This is a genomic window from Nocardioides cavernaquae, assembly GCF_003600895.1.
Lineage (GTDB): Bacteria > Actinomycetota > Actinomycetes > Propionibacteriales > Nocardioidaceae > Nocardioides > Nocardioides cavernaquae.
This window is the reverse complement of record NZ_QYRP01000002.1, coordinates 704,408-724,696: the sequence shown is the minus strand read 5'-3', so window position 1 is coordinate 724,696 and position 20,289 is coordinate 704,408. Positions and strand designations below refer to the sequence as shown.

At 67.9% G+C, this 20,289-nt stretch carries 21 protein-coding genes; 10 read left to right on the top strand and 11 right to left on the bottom strand.

The features are described 5' to 3' along the window. Window positions 1–36 precede the first annotated feature (36 nt). Entirely contained in the window at window positions 37–1,344 is a 1,308-nt protein-coding gene (locus D4739_RS03630; protein WP_120059299.1) for an O-antigen ligase family protein, read from the top strand. A 103-nt stretch (window positions 1,345–1,447) separates the two neighbouring features. Here the strand turns inward: D4739_RS03630 and D4739_RS03625 are convergent, their stop codons facing one another. The 3 genes from D4739_RS03625 to D4739_RS17420 are packed head-to-tail and all read right to left on the bottom strand — an operon-like array spanning window position 1,448 to window position 4,285. Beyond that, complete coding sequence (locus D4739_RS03625; protein ID WP_120059298.1) at window positions 1,448–2,521, bottom strand: acyltransferase family protein; 1,074 nt, start codon at window positions 2,519–2,521, stop codon at window positions 1,448–1,450. Window positions 2,522–2,579: 58 nt separating this feature from the next. Next, complete coding sequence (locus tag D4739_RS03620; protein WP_120059297.1) at window positions 2,580–3,845, bottom strand: lipopolysaccharide biosynthesis protein; 1,266 nt, start codon at window positions 3,843–3,845, stop codon at window positions 2,580–2,582. After that, complete coding sequence (locus tag D4739_RS17420) at window positions 3,830–4,285, bottom strand: HIT family protein (protein WP_120059296.1); 456 nt, start codon at window positions 4,283–4,285, stop codon at window positions 3,830–3,832. Before D4739_RS17420 ends, D4739_RS03620 begins: the two co-directional genes overlap by 16 nt. A gap of 725 nt (window positions 4,286–5,010) precedes the next feature. Between D4739_RS17420 and D4739_RS03610 the strand changes: the two genes are divergently transcribed. Then, window positions 5,011–5,421, top strand: coding sequence for a hypothetical protein (locus tag D4739_RS03610; protein WP_120059295.1), 411 nt, complete (start codon window positions 5,011–5,013; stop codon window positions 5,419–5,421). Between the two features lie 11 nt (window positions 5,422–5,432). Here the strand turns inward: D4739_RS03610 and D4739_RS16800 are convergent, their stop codons facing one another. Next, window positions 5,433–5,753 carry a tetratricopeptide repeat protein gene (locus D4739_RS16800; RefSeq protein ID WP_182920303.1) on the bottom strand — a complete coding sequence of 107 codons (321 nt, stop codon included), beginning with the start codon at window positions 5,751–5,753 and terminating at the stop codon, window positions 5,433–5,435. An 18-nt stretch (window positions 5,754–5,771) separates the two neighbouring features. Here D4739_RS16800 and D4739_RS16795 point away from each other — a divergent pair, with 18 nt between their 5' ends. Continuing rightward, window positions 5,772–7,538 (top strand): hypothetical protein, encoded by a 1,767-nt coding sequence (locus tag D4739_RS16795; protein WP_182920302.1) that lies wholly within the window; start codon window positions 5,772–5,774, stop codon window positions 7,536–7,538. Between the two features lie 102 nt (window positions 7,539–7,640). Here D4739_RS16795 and D4739_RS03600 read toward each other — a convergent pair whose 3' ends face one another. Next, window positions 7,641–9,041 carry a sugar nucleotide-binding protein gene (locus D4739_RS03600; RefSeq protein WP_120059293.1) on the bottom strand — a complete coding sequence of 467 codons (1,401 nt, stop codon included), beginning with the start codon at window positions 9,039–9,041 and terminating at the stop codon, window positions 7,641–7,643. Between the two features lie 7 nt (window positions 9,042–9,048). Continuing rightward, window positions 9,049–10,047, bottom strand: coding sequence for a dTDP-glucose 4,6-dehydratase (rfbB, locus tag D4739_RS03595; RefSeq protein WP_120059292.1), 999 nt, complete (start codon window positions 10,045–10,047; stop codon window positions 9,049–9,051). A gap of 121 nt (window positions 10,048–10,168) precedes the next feature. Here rfbB and rfbA point away from each other — a divergent pair, with 121 nt between their 5' ends. Together rfbA and D4739_RS03585 are read left to right on the top strand one after the other, a co-directional pair. Continuing rightward, complete coding sequence (rfbA, locus tag D4739_RS03590; protein WP_120059291.1) at window positions 10,169–11,032, top strand: glucose-1-phosphate thymidylyltransferase RfbA; 864 nt, start codon at window positions 10,169–10,171, stop codon at window positions 11,030–11,032. A 206-nt stretch (window positions 11,033–11,238) separates the two neighbouring features. Then, window positions 11,239–11,553 (top strand): helix-turn-helix domain-containing protein, encoded by a 315-nt coding sequence (locus D4739_RS03585; RefSeq protein WP_182920301.1) that lies wholly within the window; start codon window positions 11,239–11,241, stop codon window positions 11,551–11,553. A 6-nt stretch (window positions 11,554–11,559) separates the two neighbouring features. Here the strand turns inward: D4739_RS03585 and ppnP are convergent, their stop codons facing one another. From ppnP to D4739_RS03570, 3 genes are all read right to left on the bottom strand, one after another. Further along, entirely contained in the window at window positions 11,560–11,871 is a 312-nt protein-coding gene (gene ppnP, locus D4739_RS03580) for a pyrimidine/purine nucleoside phosphorylase (protein ID WP_120059289.1), read from the bottom strand. 88 nt (window positions 11,872–11,959) lie between these two features. After that, window positions 11,960–12,247, bottom strand: coding sequence for a hypothetical protein (locus tag D4739_RS03575; RefSeq protein WP_120059288.1), 288 nt, complete (start codon window positions 12,245–12,247; stop codon window positions 11,960–11,962). Then, complete coding sequence (locus D4739_RS03570; protein ID WP_182920300.1) at window positions 12,225–13,721, bottom strand: tyrosine-protein kinase domain-containing protein; 1,497 nt, start codon at window positions 13,719–13,721, stop codon at window positions 12,225–12,227. Before D4739_RS03570 ends, D4739_RS03575 begins: the two co-directional genes overlap by 23 nt. Before the next feature lie 50 nt (window positions 13,722–13,771). Between D4739_RS03570 and D4739_RS03565 the strand changes: the two genes are divergently transcribed. The 5 genes from D4739_RS03565 to D4739_RS03545 all read left to right on the top strand — a co-directional run bounded on the left by D4739_RS03565 (window position 13,772) and on the right by D4739_RS03545 (window position 17,148). Beyond that, the gene (locus tag D4739_RS03565; RefSeq protein ID WP_182920299.1) at window positions 13,772–14,626 is read left to right on the top strand and encodes a hypothetical protein; all 855 of its coding nucleotides are present in this window, start codon (window positions 13,772–13,774) and stop codon (window positions 14,624–14,626) included. Further along, window positions 14,623–14,877: a hypothetical protein gene (locus D4739_RS03560; protein ID WP_147384785.1), complete on the top strand. Its 255-nt coding sequence runs from the start codon at window positions 14,623–14,625 to the stop codon at window positions 14,875–14,877. The genes D4739_RS03565 and D4739_RS03560 overlap by 4 nt, the downstream gene beginning before the upstream one ends. 132 nt (window positions 14,878–15,009) lie before the next feature. Beyond that, complete coding sequence (locus D4739_RS03555) at window positions 15,010–15,471, top strand: hypothetical protein (RefSeq protein WP_120059284.1); 462 nt, start codon at window positions 15,010–15,012, stop codon at window positions 15,469–15,471. Between the two features lie 292 nt (window positions 15,472–15,763). Continuing rightward, the gene (locus D4739_RS03550) at window positions 15,764–16,213 is read left to right on the top strand and encodes a hypothetical protein (RefSeq protein WP_120059283.1); all 450 of its coding nucleotides are present in this window, start codon (window positions 15,764–15,766) and stop codon (window positions 16,211–16,213) included. A gap of 29 nt (window positions 16,214–16,242) precedes the next feature. Next, the gene (locus tag D4739_RS03545) at window positions 16,243–17,148 is read left to right on the top strand and encodes a nucleotidyltransferase family protein (protein WP_120059282.1); all 906 of its coding nucleotides are present in this window, start codon (window positions 16,243–16,245) and stop codon (window positions 17,146–17,148) included. On the opposite strand, the gene D4739_RS03540 is transcribed toward D4739_RS03545, so the two are convergent. Continuing rightward, a complete protein-coding gene (locus D4739_RS03540; protein WP_182920298.1) occupies window positions 17,145–18,248 on the bottom strand; it encodes an acyltransferase family protein in 1,104 nt (367 codons plus the stop codon). The two genes, D4739_RS03545 and D4739_RS03540, sit on opposite strands and share 4 nt — an antisense overlap. Before the next feature lie 26 nt (window positions 18,249–18,274). Then, a complete protein-coding gene (locus D4739_RS03535) occupies window positions 18,275–20,278 on the bottom strand; it encodes an acyltransferase family protein (protein ID WP_182920297.1) in 2,004 nt (667 codons plus the stop codon). Between the last annotated feature and the right edge of the window lie 11 nt (window positions 20,279–20,289).

The following is a 20,289-nucleotide window of genomic DNA, read 5'->3' as shown; positions in this document are numbered from 1 at the left end:
CTGACTCGACCTCGTACAGCGATGAGGGCGGGGGCGATGACATCAACGTCGGATGCCACGTCCAACGAGCCGTTGAAGCACCGGTTCCTTATCCGCGTCTCGCTTGCGACGATCTTCGTGTCGGGATTGAACCTAGCGACAGGTGGTGGAGTCCTCCAGCTGTCATATCTTGTGATGCTCGGGACCTACTTCCTGATGGCCGTCTCGAACCGAACAGCGAGCCTTCCTAAGGGCCTCATCGGAGTCTTCTTCGGATTGTTGGTGGCCTCAATGGCCTCGGTCTGGATGACCCTCGACTTCTATGGGCCCGGATTCTCGGATCGGATGTTGCCGATCGTTGCGAAAGTGGCTCTCGCGTGTTTCTTCCTCGCCTATTACCTGTCGATCTATGTGCTGTGCGGGAGTTCGGTCAACAATCTCTTTCGTGAGTATCTGCGCGTCGCGGCCTTCTTCGCCGCGCTCGGGATCCTCCAGCAGGCGATCTATGTCGCCGGCCACGTCGACATCTTCGGGTTCTTGGCTACCGGAGCCAAGGAGAACGGGTGGTACTTGGGCATCGCGGGGCTAAGTGTCGAGCCAGCGTTCTATGCCTGTGCCTTGCTCCCCGCGGCGGCTTACTATTCAGCCGAGCTTGTTTGGAATATCGCAGTGAGTCCAGGAGCAGTCCTCACGATCACGGCCGTGATCTTCTCGACCTCGTCGCTCGGATACCTAGGCATCGCGCTGGCGATCGTGATCTCGACTCTGCTCAACTTTAGAGCATCGCGCGCCTGGATCCTTGTGGTGACCGCTCCTCTGTTGGTCATTGGAATGGAATGGATGTTCCGACAGGACTTCTTCCAGCTCAGGCTGCAAGACACGATCGCGATGCTCGGCGGTGGTCACATCACCTCGATGAATGGCCGAAACATCAGCAGCTATGCACTCGTGGTCAACGCCTCAATGACGATCCGAGCCTTTCAAGAGAACTTCGGGGTCGGCGCTGGATTCGGAATGTACAGCGTGGTGTTCGACCGGTTCCTCTATCTCTACGAGGTTCCGGACTATCGCGCGCTGCCCGGTCGTGGTTCGGCGACTTCGCTCCTACTCAGGATCACGGCTGAGTTGGGGGTGATAGGCCTTGCCATCGTTGGGTGGACTGGACGATGCCTTGTGCGTGCCGTACGCCAAGGTCCTAATGCACCCATCGCAGTTGCCTACCTGGCCACGTTCTTGGTGGTTCTTCTTCGCATGGGGGAGTACTACTCGAACGGCGTCCTATTGGTCATCGTGATGGCGTTCTTGTTGATGCGCGAGGCCAATGCCGACCATGAGGCGGGCACGAACCAGCTCCCTCGCCAGTAGGCCGGCCGCTCCTCTGCAGCATCTGGCCCGCGCACCACGCTTAGTACGAACTCTCCGCAGAAGGGCAACCATCGGCGCGGCCCTCCGTCGACCGGCTCGACGGCTAACTCTGAGGGGCCTGGGACTGGTTCAACACAGGGTGGGAGCGGTGTGCGCGGATCTTGCGCATCACCGGGATCTCGAAGTACCGGTGCGACAGCCACGCGGTGCCGACTGTTGTTGTGACTCCGGCAATCAAGGAGAGCGGCGATTCGCCGAAGTGCCGTGAGAACAGTTCGAGGATTGGGTAGTGCAGGAGATACAGGCCGTAGGAGATGTCTCCGAGGAACTTGAACGCGCGTCCGTCGAGGAAGTGCAGCGAACGTTGGTTGAGCAGGCAGCAGACGAACAGGCCGCAGACCAACGCCCAGGTGATCGGGTCGAGCCAAACGGCGATGTAGTACTGCCCCGGTGCGAGGGACAGGCCCAGCGCCTCGCGGAGGCCGGGTGAATTGATGAACACGGCACCGAACACGAGCGCGCCGGTCGCAGCGGGGACCCGCCCTTCGAGAGCCGTCTTCAGGCGCGGAAGGACCGCGGCGATGGTTGTGCCGATGAAGAAGGCGAAACCGTAGGTCGGGAGGATCGAGTACTTCTCATGTAGAAAGACGAAGTAGAACGCAGCTGGGACGGAGATGGCCGCCGCGACGACAAGGACCCCGAGCACCCCGTACTTCCGGAAGAGCCACCACGCCGGGATGAACGCCAGATAGAACTGCATCTCGACGGGGATCGTCCACAACTCGTAGGGCGCGCTGACAAACAGGAGCGCAGGGGCAAGGGTGTCGATCGAACTGACGTCGATCGCATACCGGAAATCGGAGTCGACCCAGGTGGTCAGCACCACCGAGATGGCGATCACGGCCACGTACAACGGAACCACGCGGCCGATTCGCGCACGGAGGTACGTTCCGATCGCCTGTCTGGAGATTTCGCGCGGCAGATAAAGATGGCCCATCAGGAAGCCGCTGAGGACGAAGAAGATCATGACGCCCACCTGGCCAAAGCCATGCCCAAGCAGCGATGGCAGGAAGCCAATGATGGCCGCGTGGGAGACCAGGACGATACCTGCGGCCACTCCGCGAAGTCCGCTCAGCAGCGGCAGTTCGCCCCGGTCTGCGTTCTTTGCGTCGTTCATTGTCGGCGACCTCCGGTTGAATGGCGGACATTCGGCTCCGCTGATCTGGCTGGCCTGTTCACTTCAGAAGCCTTCCAACCCGACGCTGCAAGGCGATCGTGAGCACTGCGTAGTTGCCCGCAAGGGCTAGTGCGGCTACTTCGATGGGCGCAACGACGCTGACCACGACGAAGACCGCGAGGCCGAGTGCTGCGATGCCGCCCTGCGTGTAGAGGAGGAATGCTTCCTGGTGGCACATGCTGAGTACGAGCGCGTAGACCGCTGCCATCGCGAACAGCGCTTGGCTAACGAGGAGAATCCCGAGAACGACGTCGAGCCTCTCCGGCACGTGACCCAGCGAGTAGATGGTGTCCTTGAAGAGCAGAATCGGGATCGCTGCCAAGATGCTGGCTCCGCCCACTGACAAAGTCATCGCCCGCGTGAGCGTTCGGAGCTCATGCCGGTTCTGATTCGCGTGCATCTCGGCGATGCGCGAGGCGAAGGTGAAGTTGATCGCCAGCATGACGAGGCTGACCAGCATCGCGACCTTGTAGGTGACCATGAAACTGGTAAAGGTGCGTTCTCCATACGCCAGGGGGACCACGAGCAATGCTCCCCAGTTCAGCGCCTGCTGCGCGAGGACCACGCCGCCGAGGCGATTGGCAGCCGCGCGGTCTGCGGTGTCGGCAGCGCGCCCCTCGCTCGTGTCGAGGCGGCGCGGGCGGGCACCGGCTCGAAGCCACACGAAGATCGCGTAGGCAGCCAGCGAAACGCCGCCATAGACAGCCATCAGGTCGCCCGACGTTGGCGATTCGCCGAAGCCCACGAATGCGATCAAACCCGCGAGGCACAAGCCGGGAGCCAGGACGTTGAGGATCACTGTTGCCTCGTTCGTCTGGCCCTTGCCCTGAGTGATCCGACCAGCGCATGCGGTGAGGGCGACGGTGAGGGCAACGACCAAAGCGACTGCCAGCTCCGCAGGTCGTAGCCCAGAGTCCAGGCCGGCCGCGCCTGCGATGACCGCGATGGCCGCTGCCGCCAGCCCAAAGATTGCGACGCGACGGTGCGCCAACAGCATCAGACGCCCTGCGGTGCTTTCGCGGGCCGCAGGGTCTGACGAAGACGCGATTCGGCGAACGATGACGTCATCCAGTCCCCACCGGAAGCACACTGCGCCGACGGTGGTGACGTTGAAGAGCAGGAGAAAGGCCGCTGCTTGCGTCACTGTCATGTATCGACTCGCGAGCAGGGTCAAGAGCACCGCGATGCCCGATCCCAGCCCGCGTAGAACCAGCGTGTTGAGGACCTTGAGCAATCGTGATGAGCCCATCAGAGCGCCGCGCATTGACTCAGTGAGGTGGTAACAGCCGCGTCGAGTTCGGCAAGGTCAACCGACAGATGTTCTGCTGGAGACGGTCTCACGCGCCGCTTCTCGGGGCCCCAGATTGGGTTGGGAAAGTGGCTGTCCCATTCGAAACGCGCGACGACGTGCCAATGCAGGTGTGGAACCACGTTGCCGAGAGCGGCGAGATTGATCGATCTCGGGGTCAGGACATGGAGGAGAGTGGACTCCACCGCGCACACAAGGTCCATGCACCGGCGGCGTTGTGGCCCGCTGAGCATGGAGAACTCCTGAACATGCTCGAGCGCGATCACTCGATAGAACGCCGGGAATTCTGAGTCTGCGACTCGGACGACTCGCCAGTCCTCATCGGACCAAACGAGTCGCCCGCCCGGGCCAGAGCAAAGTTCGCAGGCGACACCTGCACCAAGACTCGTGCTCATCGGCACTCACCGCGGTCAGGGCTGGCCTCGCCGGCCAAGTGCTCGACCGCCGTCGGGCCCCCCCGCTTCTCCATTCGCGCAGTCTATTGATCTCCAGAAGCCCCGGCCCCGGTTCCGGATGAACGTGGCGAATCGCACTAAATGATGCCGTGCATAGTTCCGCAACCTTGGTGTTGGAGCGTCCAACGCATTGCTTCTGTCTGCCGGCTGGCCTGGACCGGCTGATGGGAGGACGCTTGAGGCTGGTGGGAGGGGGGAGTGCCCCACGGCGCGCATCACTGGACTGGTCCTCTCGGGTGACCTGTTCCACGTGACTGATGGCTGCGCCCAGATATGCGCGACGATGGTTGGAATCCGATGACCGACGACGCCGTTGTGTGCAGTTCGGGACGTGCGCTGGGGCGACAACTTCAGCAGGAGACAGCCGTGAGGCTTGCACGGTGGTGGCGACTGGACGACCGCGTCGAGCGGAGCGACAGCGTTGGTGGTGGGAGTCAGGCTATGTGCCCATGCGACGAGCGTTACCTTGAGCTCGGCGTCCACGGGCCAGGGGCCGTCTGCTGTGTGGGTGGAGCTGGCGAGACTCACGACGAGCCGCCCGAGGCGAGCGGACTCGTGGTTCCTGTTCAGCGCGAGGCAGCCTGTCTGGCGCCTGGTCTGGACCGCTGGTGTGACCTACGCCCCTGAGGCGGTTGGTTGTAACGCGAGTCTCCTAGCGTCGAGGCATGACGTCCTGGGAGCAGCCGCAGCTGGCTGGAGCGCTGGCGGCGATGCGGCAGTTCCTTGACGATGACCTCGAGGTGAGCCAGCGGGCCGCTGTGCTCAACGATGCCGAGGCAAGCGATGACGTGGTCGCTGCGTTCCTGGCTGCGCTTCCCCGGGACGAGCTCGTGCGGGCACTGGCCAGCTGCGAGCGTCCGGGTGTGCTGGCGGTGTGGGCGTACTCGATCGGCCGCCTGTTCCGCAGGGTCGTCGCCGAGAACCCGTGGGTGTCCGACGAGACCCTGGTGCAGCTGGCGGCCGACTACGACGAGGCGGTCAGCGCTGCGGCGTACCGGGCGCTCGTGGATCGCGCGGCGGACAGGGAGTCGCTGGAGAGCGGCACCATGGGCGTGGAGGACTTCCGCCGACCGTGACGCCGGTTGGCCTACTGGCCGGCGAGGCGCTCGTTGATCCGCTTCAGGACGCGCTTGGCGGTGCGGTCGTCGGGGGCGAGCTCGATCGCGTGCTCGAGGTCCGCCCGGGCACCCGCAGCGTCACGCTGGCCGAAGCGGGCGATGCCGCGCTGGACCCAGGCGTCGGGGCGGAGCGGGTAGTCCTCGATCAGGCGATCGAGGATGTCGACAGCCTGAGGGAGGTCACCCTCGGTCACCTTCGCGACGGCAAGGGCGAGGCGCGCCTGGTAGGTCTCCGGCGTGCGGGCGAGGCTCCGCTCGGCGTACTTCTCCGCGGCTGCGGCGGACGCCACGTCGGAGCGGGCGCTGGCGTGGGCCAGACGGGCTGGTACGACGGCGACAAGACGCTCTCGGCGGACGCTGCAGACGCGCAGCCGATCGACGCCACCCGCACGGGCAACGTCGCACTCGACGGGCCGCTGGTCCTCGGTGCTGTCGTCGACCCGACGCCGGTTGCCGTCGCCAACACCGCCGTCCCCGTGGTCACGGGTTCGCCCGTGGTGGGCTCCACGCTGACCGCCACCGCCGGCACGTGGGATCCCGCCTCGGTCACCACCGCCTTCCAGTGGCTGGCTGACGGTGTGCCGATCGCCGGCGCCACCGACGCGGCGTACGTCGTCACGGCAGGCGAGCAGGGCAAGGCCCTGTCCGCCCGGGTCACCGCATCGGCACCCGACCACACCGACGGGGTCGCCTCCTCGGAGCCGACCGCTCCTGTGACGGGTGCTCCGATCGCCAACACCGCGGTCCCGACCATCTCGGGAGCTGCGACGGTCGGTGGCACACTGACCGCCACCGCCGGCACGTGGGAGCCTTCCTCGGTCGCCACTGCCTTCCAGTGGCGGGCGGGCGGCTCCGTCCTCCCGGGCGAGACGGCGGCGACGCTGGTCCTCGGTGAGGAGCTGCTCGGCGAGGTCATCACCGTGACGGTGGAGGCATCGAAGACCGGCTGGTCCTCGGCCTCCGCGACGTCCGCGGCGACTGCTGCGGTCGCTGCCGGCACGGTCGCGAACTCCGCGGCCCCCGTCATCACCGGAGACGCCGTCGTCGGCTCGACGCTGAGCGTCACCGACGGGACCTGGTCGCCCGCGACCGTCACCGTCACCCGCCGCTGGCTGGCCGACGGTGTCGCGATCTCCGGCGCCACCGCCTCGACGTACACGCTGACCGCGGCGGAGGTGGGCAAGAAGATCACCGTCGAGGCGACCGCAGCGCGCACCGGCTGGACCTCAGGGGTGGCGATCTCGGAAGAGACCGCCGCCGTTGCTCCGGCGCCGCTGCACAACACGGTCGCCCCGGCCATCTCCGGAAGCGCAGCCGTCGGGTCCTCGCTGACCTCCGACACCGGCACCTGGACCGAGACCGGGCTGAGCTTCACCCGGCAGTGGTTCCGCGGCACGACGCCGATCGACGGCGCCACCGCGGCTTCCTATGCGGTGACGTCCGCCGACCTCGGTGAGCCGATCACGGTCAAGGTGACGGCCAGCAAGCCCGGTCACGTCACCGAGACGGTCGCCTCCGCGCCGACCGCTGCCGTTGAGCCCGGCGCGATGACGGTGTCGGTCACGGTTTCGGGCACGGTGAAGGTCGGCAAGACCGTCACCGCCAACGCGACGGTGTCCCAGGCCGATGCTGCGCTGGCCTACCAGTGGCTGTCGGGCGGCGTCGCGATCAGCGGTGCCACGGCGAAGACCTACGCCATCCCGGCCTCCCTCGCGGCGAAGAAGCTCTCCGTGCGGGTGACCGCGACCAAGGCGAGCTACGGCACGGCATCGGGAGTCTCCGCCGCCACCACCGTCGCCGCGGGCACCTTCACCTTCAGCACCGCGCCCCGGATCGTCGGGACCGCCGCAGTCGGCAAGATCCTGAAGTACGGCCCGCCGACGATGTCACCCGCCGCGACCACGGTCAGGTACCAGTGGAAGCGCAACGGTGCCGCGATCTCGCGGGCCACCGCATCGTCGTACAAGCTCGTGCGCGGGGACCGCGGCCGCCGGATCACGCTGACGATCACCTACATCCGCGCCGGCTACACGACGGTGGTCAAGACCACCGCCGCGACGGCCAAGGTGCGCTGAGGCAACCCTGCTCCCCGTGTAACGCGCAGTTCGCGCGACTTCTGCCCCCTCCGAGGACGGCGGTAGTCGCCCGAACTGCGCGTTACACGCGGGGGTGTTGGGTCAGGCAGACGGCAGCGTCGCGACGTACTCCTTCAGCACGGTCTGCGCGTTGAGCGGCAGGAAGCCGGTGGCCTCGATCTTCTCGAGCGAGAGCGCGCTGTGGGTCGGGCGCGGCGAGAAGAACTCGATCTCCGCTGAGTACGCCGCAGTGCTGGTGCTCGCGACATCCTCACGGGCCCGGCCGCGGAGTTCGAAGACGTCGCGCGCGATCTCGGCCCACGACTGCGCGTCACCCGAGTTGGTGACGTTGTAGGTGCCGAAGGGAGCGCCCGAGTCGACCAGGTGGCGAGTCGCGCGGGAGAGCTCGCTGGTGAAGGTGAGCCGGCCGAACTGGTCGTCGACGACGCTGGGGGAGACCCCGTTGTCGGCGAGGCGGGCCATCGTCTTCACGAAGTTGTTGCCGTCGCCGATCACCCACGAGGTGCGCAGGATGTAGTGCTTCGGCGTGGTCGCGACCGCGATGTCGCCGGCGGCCTTGGCCTGGCCGTAGACACCCAGCGGCGAGAACGCCTCGTCCTCGGCGTGCAGCTCGGCGGTGCCGTCGAAGACGTAGTCGCTCGAGACGTGCACGAGCGTGAGCCGGTGCTCGGTGGCGACGCGGGCCAGGTGCGCCGGCGCGACGGCGTTGGCCGCCCAGCAGATCTTCCGGCCGTCGGGGGTCTCGGCCACGTCGACCGCGGTGTATGCCGCGGCGTTGAGGACGAGCTGGTAGTCGTGCCAGGGCCACGCGTCCACAGCAGCCGCGGACGACACGTCGAGCTCGTCGAGGTCGACCAGGTCAGCGCCGGGGAAGTCCGCCTGCAGGGCGCGGCCCAGCTGGCCCTTGGCGCCGATGATCAGGGTCTTCTTGGGCTCCATCGGGGTGACGTCCGCGAGGCGCGGGTTGGCCTTGTCCTTGTCCGAGATCTCGACCTCGTCGGAGTCCAACGGGATCGGCCACGGGATGGCGGCGGTCTCGTCGGCCAGGTTGAGCGCCGGATAGGTCGGGCCCGGGCTCCAGTGGTCGTTGACCAGGTAGGAGTAGACGGTGCCGTCAGCCAGCGCCTGGTAGGAGTTGCCGACGCCGCGCGGCACGAAGACGGCCACGGACTCGTCGATCTCGACGGAGAAGGTGTTGCCGAAGGTGTCACCCACGCGCATGTCTACCCACGCCGCGAAGACGCGGCCGGCCGCCACGGAGACGAACTTGTCCCACGGCTCCGTGTGGATGCCGCGCGTCGCGCCGCGAGCGGCGTTGAAGGACATGTTGTTCTGCACGGGGCCGAAGTCCGGGAGCCCGAGCGCGGTCATCTTCGCGCGCTGCCAGTTCTCCTTGAACCAGCCACGGGCGTCACCGTGCACCGGCAGGTGGACGACGAGCAGTCCCGGGATGGGCGTGGTGTCGATGCTCAGCTCAGCCACCGGGTGATCACTGCCCCTGCGCGGCGTACGCCGCCTCGATCTCGGCCTTCTTCGGACGCCACCAGTCCTGGTGCTCCTGGTACCACTGCACGGTGTTGGCCATGCCGGCCTCGAAGTCCTGGAACTCCGGCTTCCAGCCCAGCTCCTCGCGCAGCTTGGTGGAGTCGATCGCGTAGCGCATGTCGTGGCCCGCGCGGTCGGTGACGTGCTCGAAGTCGTTCTCGTCGTGGCCCATGAGGCGCAGGATCAGCTGGACGGTCTCGAGGTTGTTCTTCTCGCCGTCGGCACCGATCAGGTAGGTCTCGCCGATGCGGCCGTTCTCCAGGATCGTCTGCACCGCGGAGGAGTGGTCGTCCGCGTGGATCCAGTCGCGCACGTTGAGGCCGGCGCCGTAGAGCTTCGGCTTCACGCCGTCGATCAGGTTGGTGATCTGGCGCGGGATGAACTTCTCGATGTGCTGCCACGGCCCGTAGTTGTTGGAGCAGTTGCTCAGCGTCACCTGCACCCCGAAGCTGCGCGCCCACGCGCGGACCAGCAGGTCGGACGCGGCCTTCGAGCTGGAGTAGGGGCTCGATGGGTTGTAGGGGGTGTTCTCGGTGAAGCGCTCGGGGTCGTCGAGCTCCAGGTCGCCGTAGACCTCGTCGGTGCTGACGTGGTGGAGGCGCTTCTCGTGCTTCCGGACCGCTTCGAGGATCGTGTAGGTGCCGATGATGTTCGTCTGGATGAACGGGCTCGGGTCGTTGAGCGAGTTGTCGTTGTGCGACTCGGCCGCGTAGTGGACGACGGCGTCGGTCTTGCTGACCAGGTCGTCCATCAGGGACGCATCGGCGATGTCGCCGACCACCAGCTGCACGCGGTCCTCCGGGAGGCCGGCCAGCGACTCCCGGGACGCGGCGTACGTCAGCTTGTCGACGACCGTGACCGTGTAGTCGGTCGATCGCACCAGGTGGTGGACGAAGTTGGAGCCGATGAAGCCTGCACCGCCGGTAACCAGGATCTTCTGCATGGCCGAAGTCTAGGGAACACAGACGCCGCGGGTCCGGGATGTCCGGTGGCGGTGGGGCGGATCACAGTGCAGGTCTGGTCATGAACTGACAGACCGCCGCGGAACTCCTAGGCTCGCACGAATGAAGGGGATCATCCTCGCCGGTGGCACCGGCTCGCGTCTGCACCCGATCACGCACGGCATCAGCAAGCAGCTGGTGCCCGTCTACGACAAGCCGATGATCTACTACCCGCTGTCGACGCTGATCCTGGCCGGCATCCGGGACGTCCTGATCATCACGACGCCCCACGACGCGGAGCAGTTCCACCGCCTGCTCGGTGACGGCTCCCAGTTCGGCATCTCGATCACGTACGCCGAGCAGCCCTCGCCCGACGGCCTGGCCCAGGCCTTCACGATCGGCGCCGACCACATCGGCGACGACAAGGTCTCGCTGGTGCTCGGCGACAACATCTTCTACGGCCCCGGCCTCGGCAACCAGCTGCACCGGTACTCCGACCTGGAGGGCGCGGCGATCTTCGGCTACCGCGTGGCCGACCCCACGGCGTACGGCGTCGTGGAGTTCGACGACAACAACATCGCGATCTCGCTCGAGGAGAAGCCCGAGAAGCCGAAGTCGCACTACGCGGTCCCCGGTCTCTACTTCTACGACAACGACGTGGTCGGCCTGGCGCGTGACCTGAAGCCTTCGGCGCGTGGCGAGCTCGAGATCACCGACCTGAACCGCATCTACCTCGAGGCGGGCACGCTCCAGGTCGAGGTGCTGCCGCGCGGGACCGCGTGGCTCGACACCGGCACGTTCGACTCGCTCAACGACGCCTCCAACTTCGTCCGCACCCTCGAGGGACGCCAAGGCATGAAGATCGGCTCGCCGGAGGAAGTCGCCTGGCGCCAGGGCTTCCTCTCCGACGAGGAGCTCGCGGAGCGCGCTGCGCCGCTGGTGAAGAGCGGCTACGGCGCCTACCTGCTGGGTCTGCTCGACGACTGAGGCCGGCCACGCCCTCTGCCTGGTCTATGCCGATTTGTACGGGAAATCGGGAAAACCCTGCACGGCACGGAACGAGGTGAAACCCTCCGTCTGAGTGTTCACCACTCCTCGGGCTGATCCCCAATCGCCGAGGGCGCTCGCCGGCCCGGAATCCCCCGATCCTGGCCGGCGAGCTGCCGTACCTGTGCAGAGCGGAGGGTTGTCGCGTGCAGACAGCGGACGACTTCTCGCTCGCACTCACTGCGTTGAGGCGGCGTGCCGGGCTCACCGTTCGCGAGGTCTCGCGCCGCACGGGCATCCCGTCGGGCACGCTCGGTGGCTACTTCAGCGGCCGCCATCTGCCGTCGCTGACGCAGCCGCGCGTGCTGGCCGACCTGCTCTCCGTGCTGGGCGTCGGCGACGAGGAGTTCCCGACCTGGCGTGACCAGTTGGCCCGGGTACGCCGCCGCCCCGGCCCGCGTCCGCGGGTCAGTCCTGACCAGCCTGCCGAACCAGGTGCCGACGAGTCGCCCGGCGCCTAGGTCGGCTCAGCCGAAGTGGCAGACGTAGTCGAGGGTCTCGAGCGCCTCGATGTCGAACGACGAGTCGCCCGGGACGTCGAAGCTCTGGCCCGCGGTGTATTCGGTCCAGTCGGTCTCGCCGGCCAGGCGCACCTTGCAGCGGCCACTGCTGATCTCCATCACCTCGGGCGCACCGGTGGTGAACACCAGGTGCGACGGGAGGATCACGCCGATCGACTTGCGCGTGCCGTCAGGGAAAACCACGGTGTGGCTGACGCACTTGCCGTCGAAGTAGACGTTGGCCTGCTTGATCACGGAGACGTTGTCGAACTGGTTCACGGACGGTGAGTCTACGGCGGATGTCGGGGAGGCGTGCCGCTGCCACCAGGTCGACGGCCGAGTGCCTCGGTGCCCGGCCCCGTCCGGCCTACTGCGTACGACGGACGAGGCCGGCGTCCTCGAGCGCGGCGAGGAAGCCGGCTACCTGGTCACCCGGGATGGCGACGGGCCGGAGCTCCGAGATGAGGTCGGCCAACACCGGATGGGTCGCGAGCGCAGTCCAGATCGCCGCCGCCGCGTGCTCGAGGATCACGGGTGGCTGGGCGGGACGAGAGGGGTCGAGGATGACAACGCGGCCCTCCGAGGCCACCTGGGCAAGACCGGGGACGGCCTCCCAGCGGGCCCCGCTGGGGTCAGCGTCCGGCACGTCGGGCACCGGCCCGCTTCCCTTCAGCTGCCCCGGCCTCCGCCGCGACGTTCGTCCTGGCCTTCGCGGCGCCCTTGGCACCGGCCTTGTCGCCAACTGCCGCGTAGTAGCCGTAGTACCCGTAGCCGCGACCGGGTGCAGCGGTGCGGTTGATCACGACTCCCAGGGTGCGTGCGCCGACGGACTCGAGCGACCCCAGCGCCGAGGCGAGCTCGGTGTCGAGGGTCTTGCCGGCCGACACCACGACGAAGGCGCCGTCGGCTGAGGTCGAGAGGATGGCCGCGTCCGTGACCGGCAGCAGCGGAGGGGCGTCGATGATGACGTAGCCGCCCTCTGGTCCCTCCGCGAGTGACCGGATGAGCGCGCCCATCGCCTTGGAGCCGAGCAGCTCGCTCGGGTTGGGAGGCAGCGGACCCGCGGTCAGCACCCGCAGGTTGGAGCGGTCCGGGACCTCCCGCAGGGCCAGGGAGATCGGCACCTGGCCGGACAGGACGCTCGTGAGGCCGACAGCCGGGTCGAGCCCGAACGCGTCGGCGACCGTGGGACGACGGAGGTCGGCGTCGATGAGGACGACCTTCTGGCCGGAGGTCTCCAGCGTCATGGCGATGTTCGCGGCCACGGTGGACTTGCCGTCGCCGGGCTTCGGGCTGGTCACGACCAGCACGCGCGGCGGGCTGTCGACGTCCATGTAGACCAGGTTCGTGCGCAGCTTGCGGAACGCCTCGCCGGCCGAGGGGTCCTCGTGGCCGTAGGAGGTGCGGGTCGGGTCGGTCGTGTCGCGGTTGCGCAGGGCGGTCGAGGTGGGGATCGAGCCGACCACGGGCACCGGGAAACGCGACTCCACGTCGGATGCCGTGCGGAGGCGCCGGTCGAGCGTGCTGCGCAGCACGGCGTACCCGAGACCGAGCAGGGCGCCGAGCACCAGCCCGAGGGCGGTGTTGCGATCGGTGCGCGGGGACACGGGGCTGGTCGGGAGCTCGGCCGACTCGACGGGGATCACGCGGGGGGTCCCGTCGGGGACCTTGTCGGTGTTCGGCGACTCGATCTCCCGCACCTGGAGGGCGAGTGCGCGGACCCAGGCGTCGGCGAGTTCCTGGGCCTCGCGCGGGGTGGAGGCGCGTGCCGTGATGTGGAGGCTGACGGTGTCGAGCGGCTGCTGCACGTCGATGCGGCCGACGAGCCCCGAGGGGCTCGCGTCCAGGCCGAGGTCGTCGATCACGTCCTGCGCGGTCGCGCGGCTCTTCGCGATGTCGACGTACGACGTCGCGCGCGACTTGGCCAGCTGGTCGTTGACCGATCCGAGCGCACCGTTCTCGCTGGAGCCCGTGCCGACGAAGCCGTTCGCATTCGCGGCGTACACCTTTGGCTGCAGCAGACTGAAGCCGAACGCGGCGGCACCCACCAGGATGGTCAGCGCCATCGCGCCGGCCCAGTGGTTGCGGAGTGCCCGCAGGTAGTCGCTGATCTCCACGTAGGTCTCCATTGCTGTCCGGATTGCCGGCGGTCCCAGGCGGCGGTCCCTATGCTGCGCGCATGGAACTGATGCCGGACCCCACGTGGTCCGGATCCCTTCTGGTCCGTCTGATCGCCCTGGGCGTCCCCATCGACGTGACCGTCTCCGGGGACCGCGCTCCCGAACTGTGCGACGCGATGGTCGAGCCCTGGGCGTGGTGCGAGCGTAGGTCAGGGTCCCCACAGGCCGCCGGGATTTCGGGGAAGCCGGTGGTCGTACGTGTCGTGATCGACTCCGCGCCGGAGGTCGTCGCGGCTGGCAGGGCGCGAGGCGACTGCGCGGCATCCACCGTCGAGGAAGCGCTCCACCTGCTCTCGCAGCACGTGACGATGGCCGCCATCGATGCGTCTGCCGGCGAGTTCTGGATGCTGCACGCGGCCTGCCTCGTGGCGCCCTCGGGTGCGGCGGTCGCCCTGGTCGGGCCGTCCGGCACGGGCAAGACCACAGCCGCGCGCGTGCTGGCACGCTCGCTCGGTTACGCGACCGACGAGACCACTGCGGTCTCGCGCTCCGGCCGCATCGAGCCCTATCCGAAGCCGCTCTCGCTCATCGTTCCCACCTCGCCGTGGAAGCAGCAGGTCTCGCCGGCCGCGCTCGGGCTGCTCCCGGCTCCTGCGGCGGTCCGGCTGGGCGCGATCGTGCTGCTGCGCCGACCCGCCGACTCCGCCGCGTACGCCGAGCCCGTGGCGCGACCCATGCGGACCCTCGAGGCGCTGGTCCGCCTCGCCGAGCAGTCGTCGTACCTGGCGCGGATGGCGTCCCCGTTGTCCTTCATGGCTGACGTGGTGGACGGAGTCGGCGGCGCTGTCGAGGTCTCGTACGCCGAGGCGTCGTCGCTGGCGCCGCTCGTCGCCGGGATGCTGGAGGGGCGATGAGGGTCCGCCGGTTGCCGGTGCTCGACGAGCTGACGCGTGACGGCGAGACCGTCGTGCTGCTCGAGGAGCGGGCAGTCCTGTTGTCGCCGCTGGCGTCCGCGGCGCTCTCGTCGCTCGGACCGGTCTGGACCAGTGGCGCGGATCTTCGGGTGGCGCTCGAGGCGCTGTTCGGGGCGGCCCCTGACCCCGATGGAGCGGTGTTTTCACTGGTCAGCGAGCTGGAGTCGGCCGGACTGGTCGAGCGGGGTTAGTGCCCGGAGGCGCGGCTTGGGATTTGAAGGTATCCAATCTGGTCAAGTGTCCAGACATGGCGGGGATTCCGTCTAGTGTTCTCGGAGTCGGGGCTGAGGGGCCCCGGTTTCGCTGAGCAGAGGGAGCTCCCGATGACCGAGCAGGTCAAGCAGTCAGGCGCGCGCCTCGGGCGCCGCGCCGTCGTACACACCGCCGCCCACGCCGCCTGGGCAGTGCCCGCGATCCAGTTCGCCACGGCGGTCGATGCCAGCGCGGCCACGTGTTCCGCCGCGACCACCGCCCCAGCCGACTTCACAGCGACGGGCTCGACGGTGAAGACGGGGCTGACGACCACCACCGCGACGGGCACATATTCGGTGACCAACGCCGGCAAGGCTGGCAATGCAACGCTCACCCTTGCGGTCGGCGGCCTCTCCTTCTCGCTGACTGGACCCAGTATCAGTGGGTGGACCGGCCCGGTGCGGGTGGGCCTCACCAACACCTTCACCTACGTGAAGGCGATCGGGGCCTGTGCTCTGGCGCCCGCGAACTTCTCCTTCACCTACCTGGGCGCTCCGGGGCTGAGCACCGTGACGGTCACCGTCACGCCCTGATTGCCTGATGCGGGACGTGTCCCCGTTTTCTGGACTGGACCAGTGATCCCGCTCTCCGGCACCCTCGCCGGGGTGCCTGAGACGGGCTGGCGCCGGCATTTTCGCTGGTCAGGGGCGCTTCTGCTCGTAGAAGCGGCTCGCCCCGCTCCGTCTGGTCATCTGTCTAGATGGTTGAACTCTGCACCTTTTTTCGCCCGAACGACGCGTCTCCCCCGAAAGCCCGAGTTACCGTTTTCACGTGGGCCGCGCATGGGGTGCGGCCTTCTCGGGCGTCACATGGGGAGTTCCACTGATGACCGATCAGGTCGAGATCACGAAGCACGTCGGCCGCCGCGCGGTCGTTCGCACTGCTGCCCACGCTGCGTGGGCCATCCCGGCGATCCAGATCGCCACCACCGTGTCGGCCAGTGCTGCCACCTGCTCCGGCGGCACTCAGCCGACTGCGTTCAGCATGACCGGCACCTCGGCGAAGAGCGCGACGGACAACAAGGTGTGGACGGGCACGTATGTCGTGACCAACACCGGCGCCTCCGACACGGCCACGGTTCAGGTCACCGCCTCGGGTGGCGCGGTCACCACTCCTCCCAGCGCATCTGGATGGGCACGCACCGGCACGGGCCCCTGGCTGTTCTCGAAGGTCTTCGGTGACTGCGTTGCAGGACCGGCCAGCGAGAACCTCAACTTCTCGCTGACCTACGGCAACGCCAACGCCAACAACAGAGTCAGTGCGGTCCTGATCTGAGCACCGCCGCGCTTGCCTGATCGTTCCCAGTGAACACACTCAGCCAGACCGAGGCGCTCGAGCTCCTTCCGGTGCTGGTCGCATCGGTGGCCGAGCAGATCGGCGCGCGGGTCCTGCTGATCAAGGGCGCAGTGGTGACCGGTCACGGCCTCCGGGCGCCACGGCTCTCCGATGACGTCGACTTCATGGTCGAGCCGGCTCGCTTCGAGGACCTCGTGGCCCGTCTGACCGAGCTCGGCTGGCGGATCCCGGGCGGCGACGTGCCGTCCGTGCTCGACGTCCGCCATTCCGAGGCGATGCGGCACGAGCACTGGGTCTGCGAGCTCGACGTGCACCGGATGTTCCCCGGCTTCTTCGCCGATGACGCGGACGTCTTCGAGGCGCTCTGGGCGGATCGCTCGATGATCACGCTGGGTGGCATCGACCTGCCCGCCGCGGGTCTGGCCGGCAGCATCGTCATCGCGGCGCTCCACGCACTGCGCGTGCCGGACATGCCTCGCCACGTGGTGGAGCTCGACCAGCTGCAGACCTATCTGCGCGACAGGGCGAGCGACCAGACGCTAGCGGAGGTGCTGGCCCTGATCCAGGTGACCGGGTCAGCCGTGCCGCTGGCGCCTCTCATGCCGTCGCTCGGATCCGTTCCTGCGGACGAATCGGACGCTGATCGACACCAGCTGCAGCAGTGGCGCCTGCACGCCGCCAAGGGCGACACCCGTGCTGTTGCCTGGCTCCAGGAGCTCCGCCGTCAGCCCTGGTGGCGCTGGCCGTTCGCCATCCTCCGCGCGCTCCTCGGCGCGAGCGAGTGGGACCTCCGCAAGAACAACCCGCAGGCACCGCCCGGACGCCGGGGCGTGTGGCTGGCCCGCTGGTGGCGACTGCGCGACGTCGTACCCCAGTTGCCGAAGGCAATCGCCCTCGTCTGGCGCCACCGCTAGCCTCGGCGTGACTCCGCGCTGACCACGGTCTCGGGCGTCACATGCCGTGGATCGCGCTCGTTCATGCGCGCGCGCCACAACGCGATCGGCCGCTCCACCACCCACCAGCTGACCGCGGCTGCAGCAAAGGTGAGCACGATCGCAAGCACCGGGGCGACCGTGTGGTTGGTGTCGACGCCGAGCCAGAACGCGATCGGCCAGTTCCAGAGGTACGCCGCGTAGGACACCTTGCCGAGCGCGAGCAGTGGTCGCAGCGCGGGGGTGGGGATCGTCTTCCACTCGCGGGCGCCGAAGATGAGGACCACGCTGAGGGCAGACACCAGTGGGCCGCCGACGGTGTAGCTGATCGCGTGGTTGTCCGGCAGTGGCAGCAGGCACATGCCGAGCAGCACGGCCAGCACCACCAGCTGAAGGAGACGGAAGGCGACGCCGCCGGGCGCCGGCAACAGCCGCGCGATCCGCTCCTGCCCCAGGCGCGCCCCGGCGCCCACCACCATCGCGACGGACCACGAGGACGGCAACGGGTAGATCTCCGCAGGAATGTTCGCCACCTGCAGGGTCAGGAAGACCATCCCCATGATCGCCAGGCCCGCGAGCGCCACCATCCATTTCAGGATGCGCAGACGCACGCCGACTGCGAGTACGACAGGCCAGACCAGGTAGAACTGCTCTTCCGTCGACAGCGTCCACATGTGGACCACTGTGAAGAAGTCGACGCCCAGCGGCAGGTTCGCGACGTAGAACGCCGACACCAGGACTCCACCGAGCAGCGCGTCGCGCTCGTTGCGGGGGTCGATGGTCAGCGTCACCAGGACGAGACCGGCCAGCAGCACGTAGAGCGCAGGCAGCAAACGCAGCGCCCGGTTGCGATAGAACCGGGCGTAGCGGATCCGCCCGTAGTTGCGCAGGTCACCCATCAGCAGACCGGTGATCAGGTAGCCGCTCAGCGTGAAGAAGATCAGCACGCCCACGATGCCGCCCGCGCCGAAGAACGTGATCCAGGAGTGGTGGACCAAGACCAGGGCAAGTGCGAAGCCGCGGAGTAGGTCGAGTCCTTCGATGCGGTCGCCGAGCTTGTGCCGAGTGGCTGACGATGCCAAGGAGGGCTCCGTTTCGTGGGTGGAGGTCAGGGGTGCAGCGCGTCGCCGCGGGCTGCGGAGGAGAGGTAGGGCCACATCGTCGTAGCCAAGGTCCTCGCGTAGGTCGCGGTCAGGTGATGACGGTCGCGGTACATCACGTAAGGGCCCGCAACGCCGGCACACGTCGTACCCGGGCAGACCCAGGCCGTGGCGTCGACCCACTCGCCGCCGGCTGCAGTGACCGCGGCCTTCTCGGACGCGCGGTAGGCATCGTCAACGGTCTCGCTGCGCGGCTCCGAGCAGGTTTCCGGGTCGTGGAGGTGAGCGGAGAGGCACACCGGGACCGCCCGCTGGAACTCGGGGATGTCGGCCAGCCAGACCACCGGCAGGCCCTCGTCGTGGAGCTTGCCGACCGTGGCGGCGACCGAGGCTGCGTGGGTGGTGCGGGAGTTGTCACCGATCACGATGCGACCTCGCTGCTCGGTGAGGACCACCAGGTCCGGCTTGAGGTCCGCGATCGTCTGGAGGGTCTTTTCGCGCCACGTGTCGCACTCGGTGAACGGCCGCTGCATCAGCGTCTGCCACGCCTTCACGTCGCTCACCGGGCACGCCGCCTTGAGGTAGGTCACCAGATGGAAGCCGTGGTCGTCGGCGAGCTTCTCCAACGTCCCGGACCAGCTCTCGGCGTGCGAGTCGCCCCAGAGCACGACGGTCGGCCCACCCTTTGGTCCATAGCTGCACGGGCGCGGCACCGACTCCGTGAACGGGATCAGGCAACCGTCGATCAGCGCCTTGCTGCCGTCGACGCCGGCTTCGGCAAGGGTCGGCTCCACGTTCGTCGGGATGTACGACGCGGGCTTGATGTCCGCGACCGGGCCACCCGCAGATGCTGCGACCGGCTCGCCCGCATCGAGGTCCGGAAGGCGACCGGCCACGTTGCACGCCAGCACCGAGACGACGGTGACCGCGACCGCGCTCGCGTAGGTCAGGCGCGGGCGCCGCGCGGCCGGCCGCCAGCGGCGTACGGGGTCCTCGACGAAGCGGTAGGTGACTGCGGCGGCGAGCAGCGACCCCACGACGAGCCCCGCGCGTGCGGCAGCGGAGAGCTCATGTCCGACGGCGATGGCCGGGATCACCAGGAAGGGCCAGTGCCAGAGATAGAAGGAGTAGGAGATGTCGCCCACCCAGGCGATCGGACGCCACGACAGCACCTGCTGGAGGCGTCCCTGGTGGAAGGCGCCCGCGACGAGGATCGCGGCCGTCCCGGCGACCGGGATCGCCGCGCGCCAGCCGGGGAACGGCACGTGGTCGTTGATCAGCACCGCGGAGGCGGCGACGGCCAGCAGTCCGAGCAGGCCGACGAGGGGAGGCCAGCGCAGTGAATCCAGGTCCCCACGGGCAAGGCGGTGACGAACCCAGATTGCGGCGAGCCCACCCAGCCCGAGCTCGAATGCGCGGGTCGGGAGCAGGAAGAAGGCCAGCGGCTGCCACTGCGTCGTGATCAGCAAGCACATCGCGAACGAGGCGATCGAGCCCAGCGCGAGAAGCCAGACGATCCAGCGCAACGGCTTGCGGGTGAAGCGCGCGATCAGCGCGATCGCGAGCGGGAGGAAAAGGTAGAACTGCTCCTCCAGAGCGAGCGACCAGTAGTGCAGCAACGGTGAGGGCGAGTCGACGGAGAAGTAGTTGACGCCCTTGAAGGCGAAGTGCACGTTCGCGTAGTAGAGCGCCGCCGCGGCGCCGTCCCCAGCGATCGGTTTCATCAGCAACGGGGGCAGGAAGAGCTTGCTCGCCAACAGCGTCACCATCAGGACGAGGAACGATGCCGGGAGCAGGCGTCGCACACGCCGTGACCAGAAGGTCACGAGGCCGACCCGGCCGCTGCGGCCGACCTCGTCGGTGAGCAGGCCCACGATCAGGAAGCCGCTGATCACGTAGAAGACGTCGACGCCGATCAGCCCGCCGGGCAGGAGTGGCAGCTGCGCGTGGTAGAGAACGACCAGCGATACCGCGAGCGCGCGAAGTCCCTGAATGTCGAGGCGGCGATTCACGCGGCGAGTAT

Excerpts from the sequence above, each read along its gene's own strand:
- D4739_RS03550 (WP_120059283.1), top strand. The coding sequence starts at position 15,764 with ATGACCGATCAGGTCGAGATCACGAAGCACGTCGGCCGCCGCGCGGTC.
- D4739_RS03625 (WP_120059298.1), bottom strand. The coding sequence starts at position 2,521 with ATGAACGACGCAAAGAACGCAGACCGGGGCGAACTGCCGCTGCTGAGC.
- D4739_RS17420 (WP_120059296.1), bottom strand. The coding sequence starts at position 4,285 with ATGAGCACGAGTCTTGGTGCAGGTGTCGCCTGCGAACTTTGCTCTGGC.
- D4739_RS03555 (WP_120059284.1), top strand. The coding sequence starts at position 15,010 with ATGACCGAGCAGGTCAAGCAGTCAGGCGCGCGCCTCGGGCGCCGCGCC.
- rfbB (WP_120059292.1), bottom strand. The coding sequence starts at position 10,047 with ATGCAGAAGATCCTGGTTACCGGCGGTGCAGGCTTCATCGGCTCCAAC.
- D4739_RS03565 (WP_182920299.1), top strand. The coding sequence starts at position 13,772 with ATGGAACTGATGCCGGACCCCACGTGGTCCGGATCCCTTCTGGTCCGT.
- D4739_RS03570 (WP_182920300.1), bottom strand. The coding sequence starts at position 13,721 with ATGGAGACCTACGTGGAGATCAGCGACTACCTGCGGGCACTCCGCAAC.
- D4739_RS03560 (WP_147384785.1), top strand. The coding sequence starts at position 14,623 with ATGAGGGTCCGCCGGTTGCCGGTGCTCGACGAGCTGACGCGTGACGGC.
- D4739_RS03610 (WP_120059295.1), top strand. The coding sequence starts at position 5,011 with ATGACGTCCTGGGAGCAGCCGCAGCTGGCTGGAGCGCTGGCGGCGATG.
- D4739_RS03630 (WP_120059299.1), top strand. The coding sequence starts at position 37 with ATGACATCAACGTCGGATGCCACGTCCAACGAGCCGTTGAAGCACCGG.
- rfbA (WP_120059291.1), top strand. The coding sequence starts at position 10,169 with ATGAAGGGGATCATCCTCGCCGGTGGCACCGGCTCGCGTCTGCACCCG.
- D4739_RS03620 (WP_120059297.1), bottom strand. The coding sequence starts at position 3,845 with ATGCGCGGCGCTCTGATGGGCTCATCACGATTGCTCAAGGTCCTCAAC.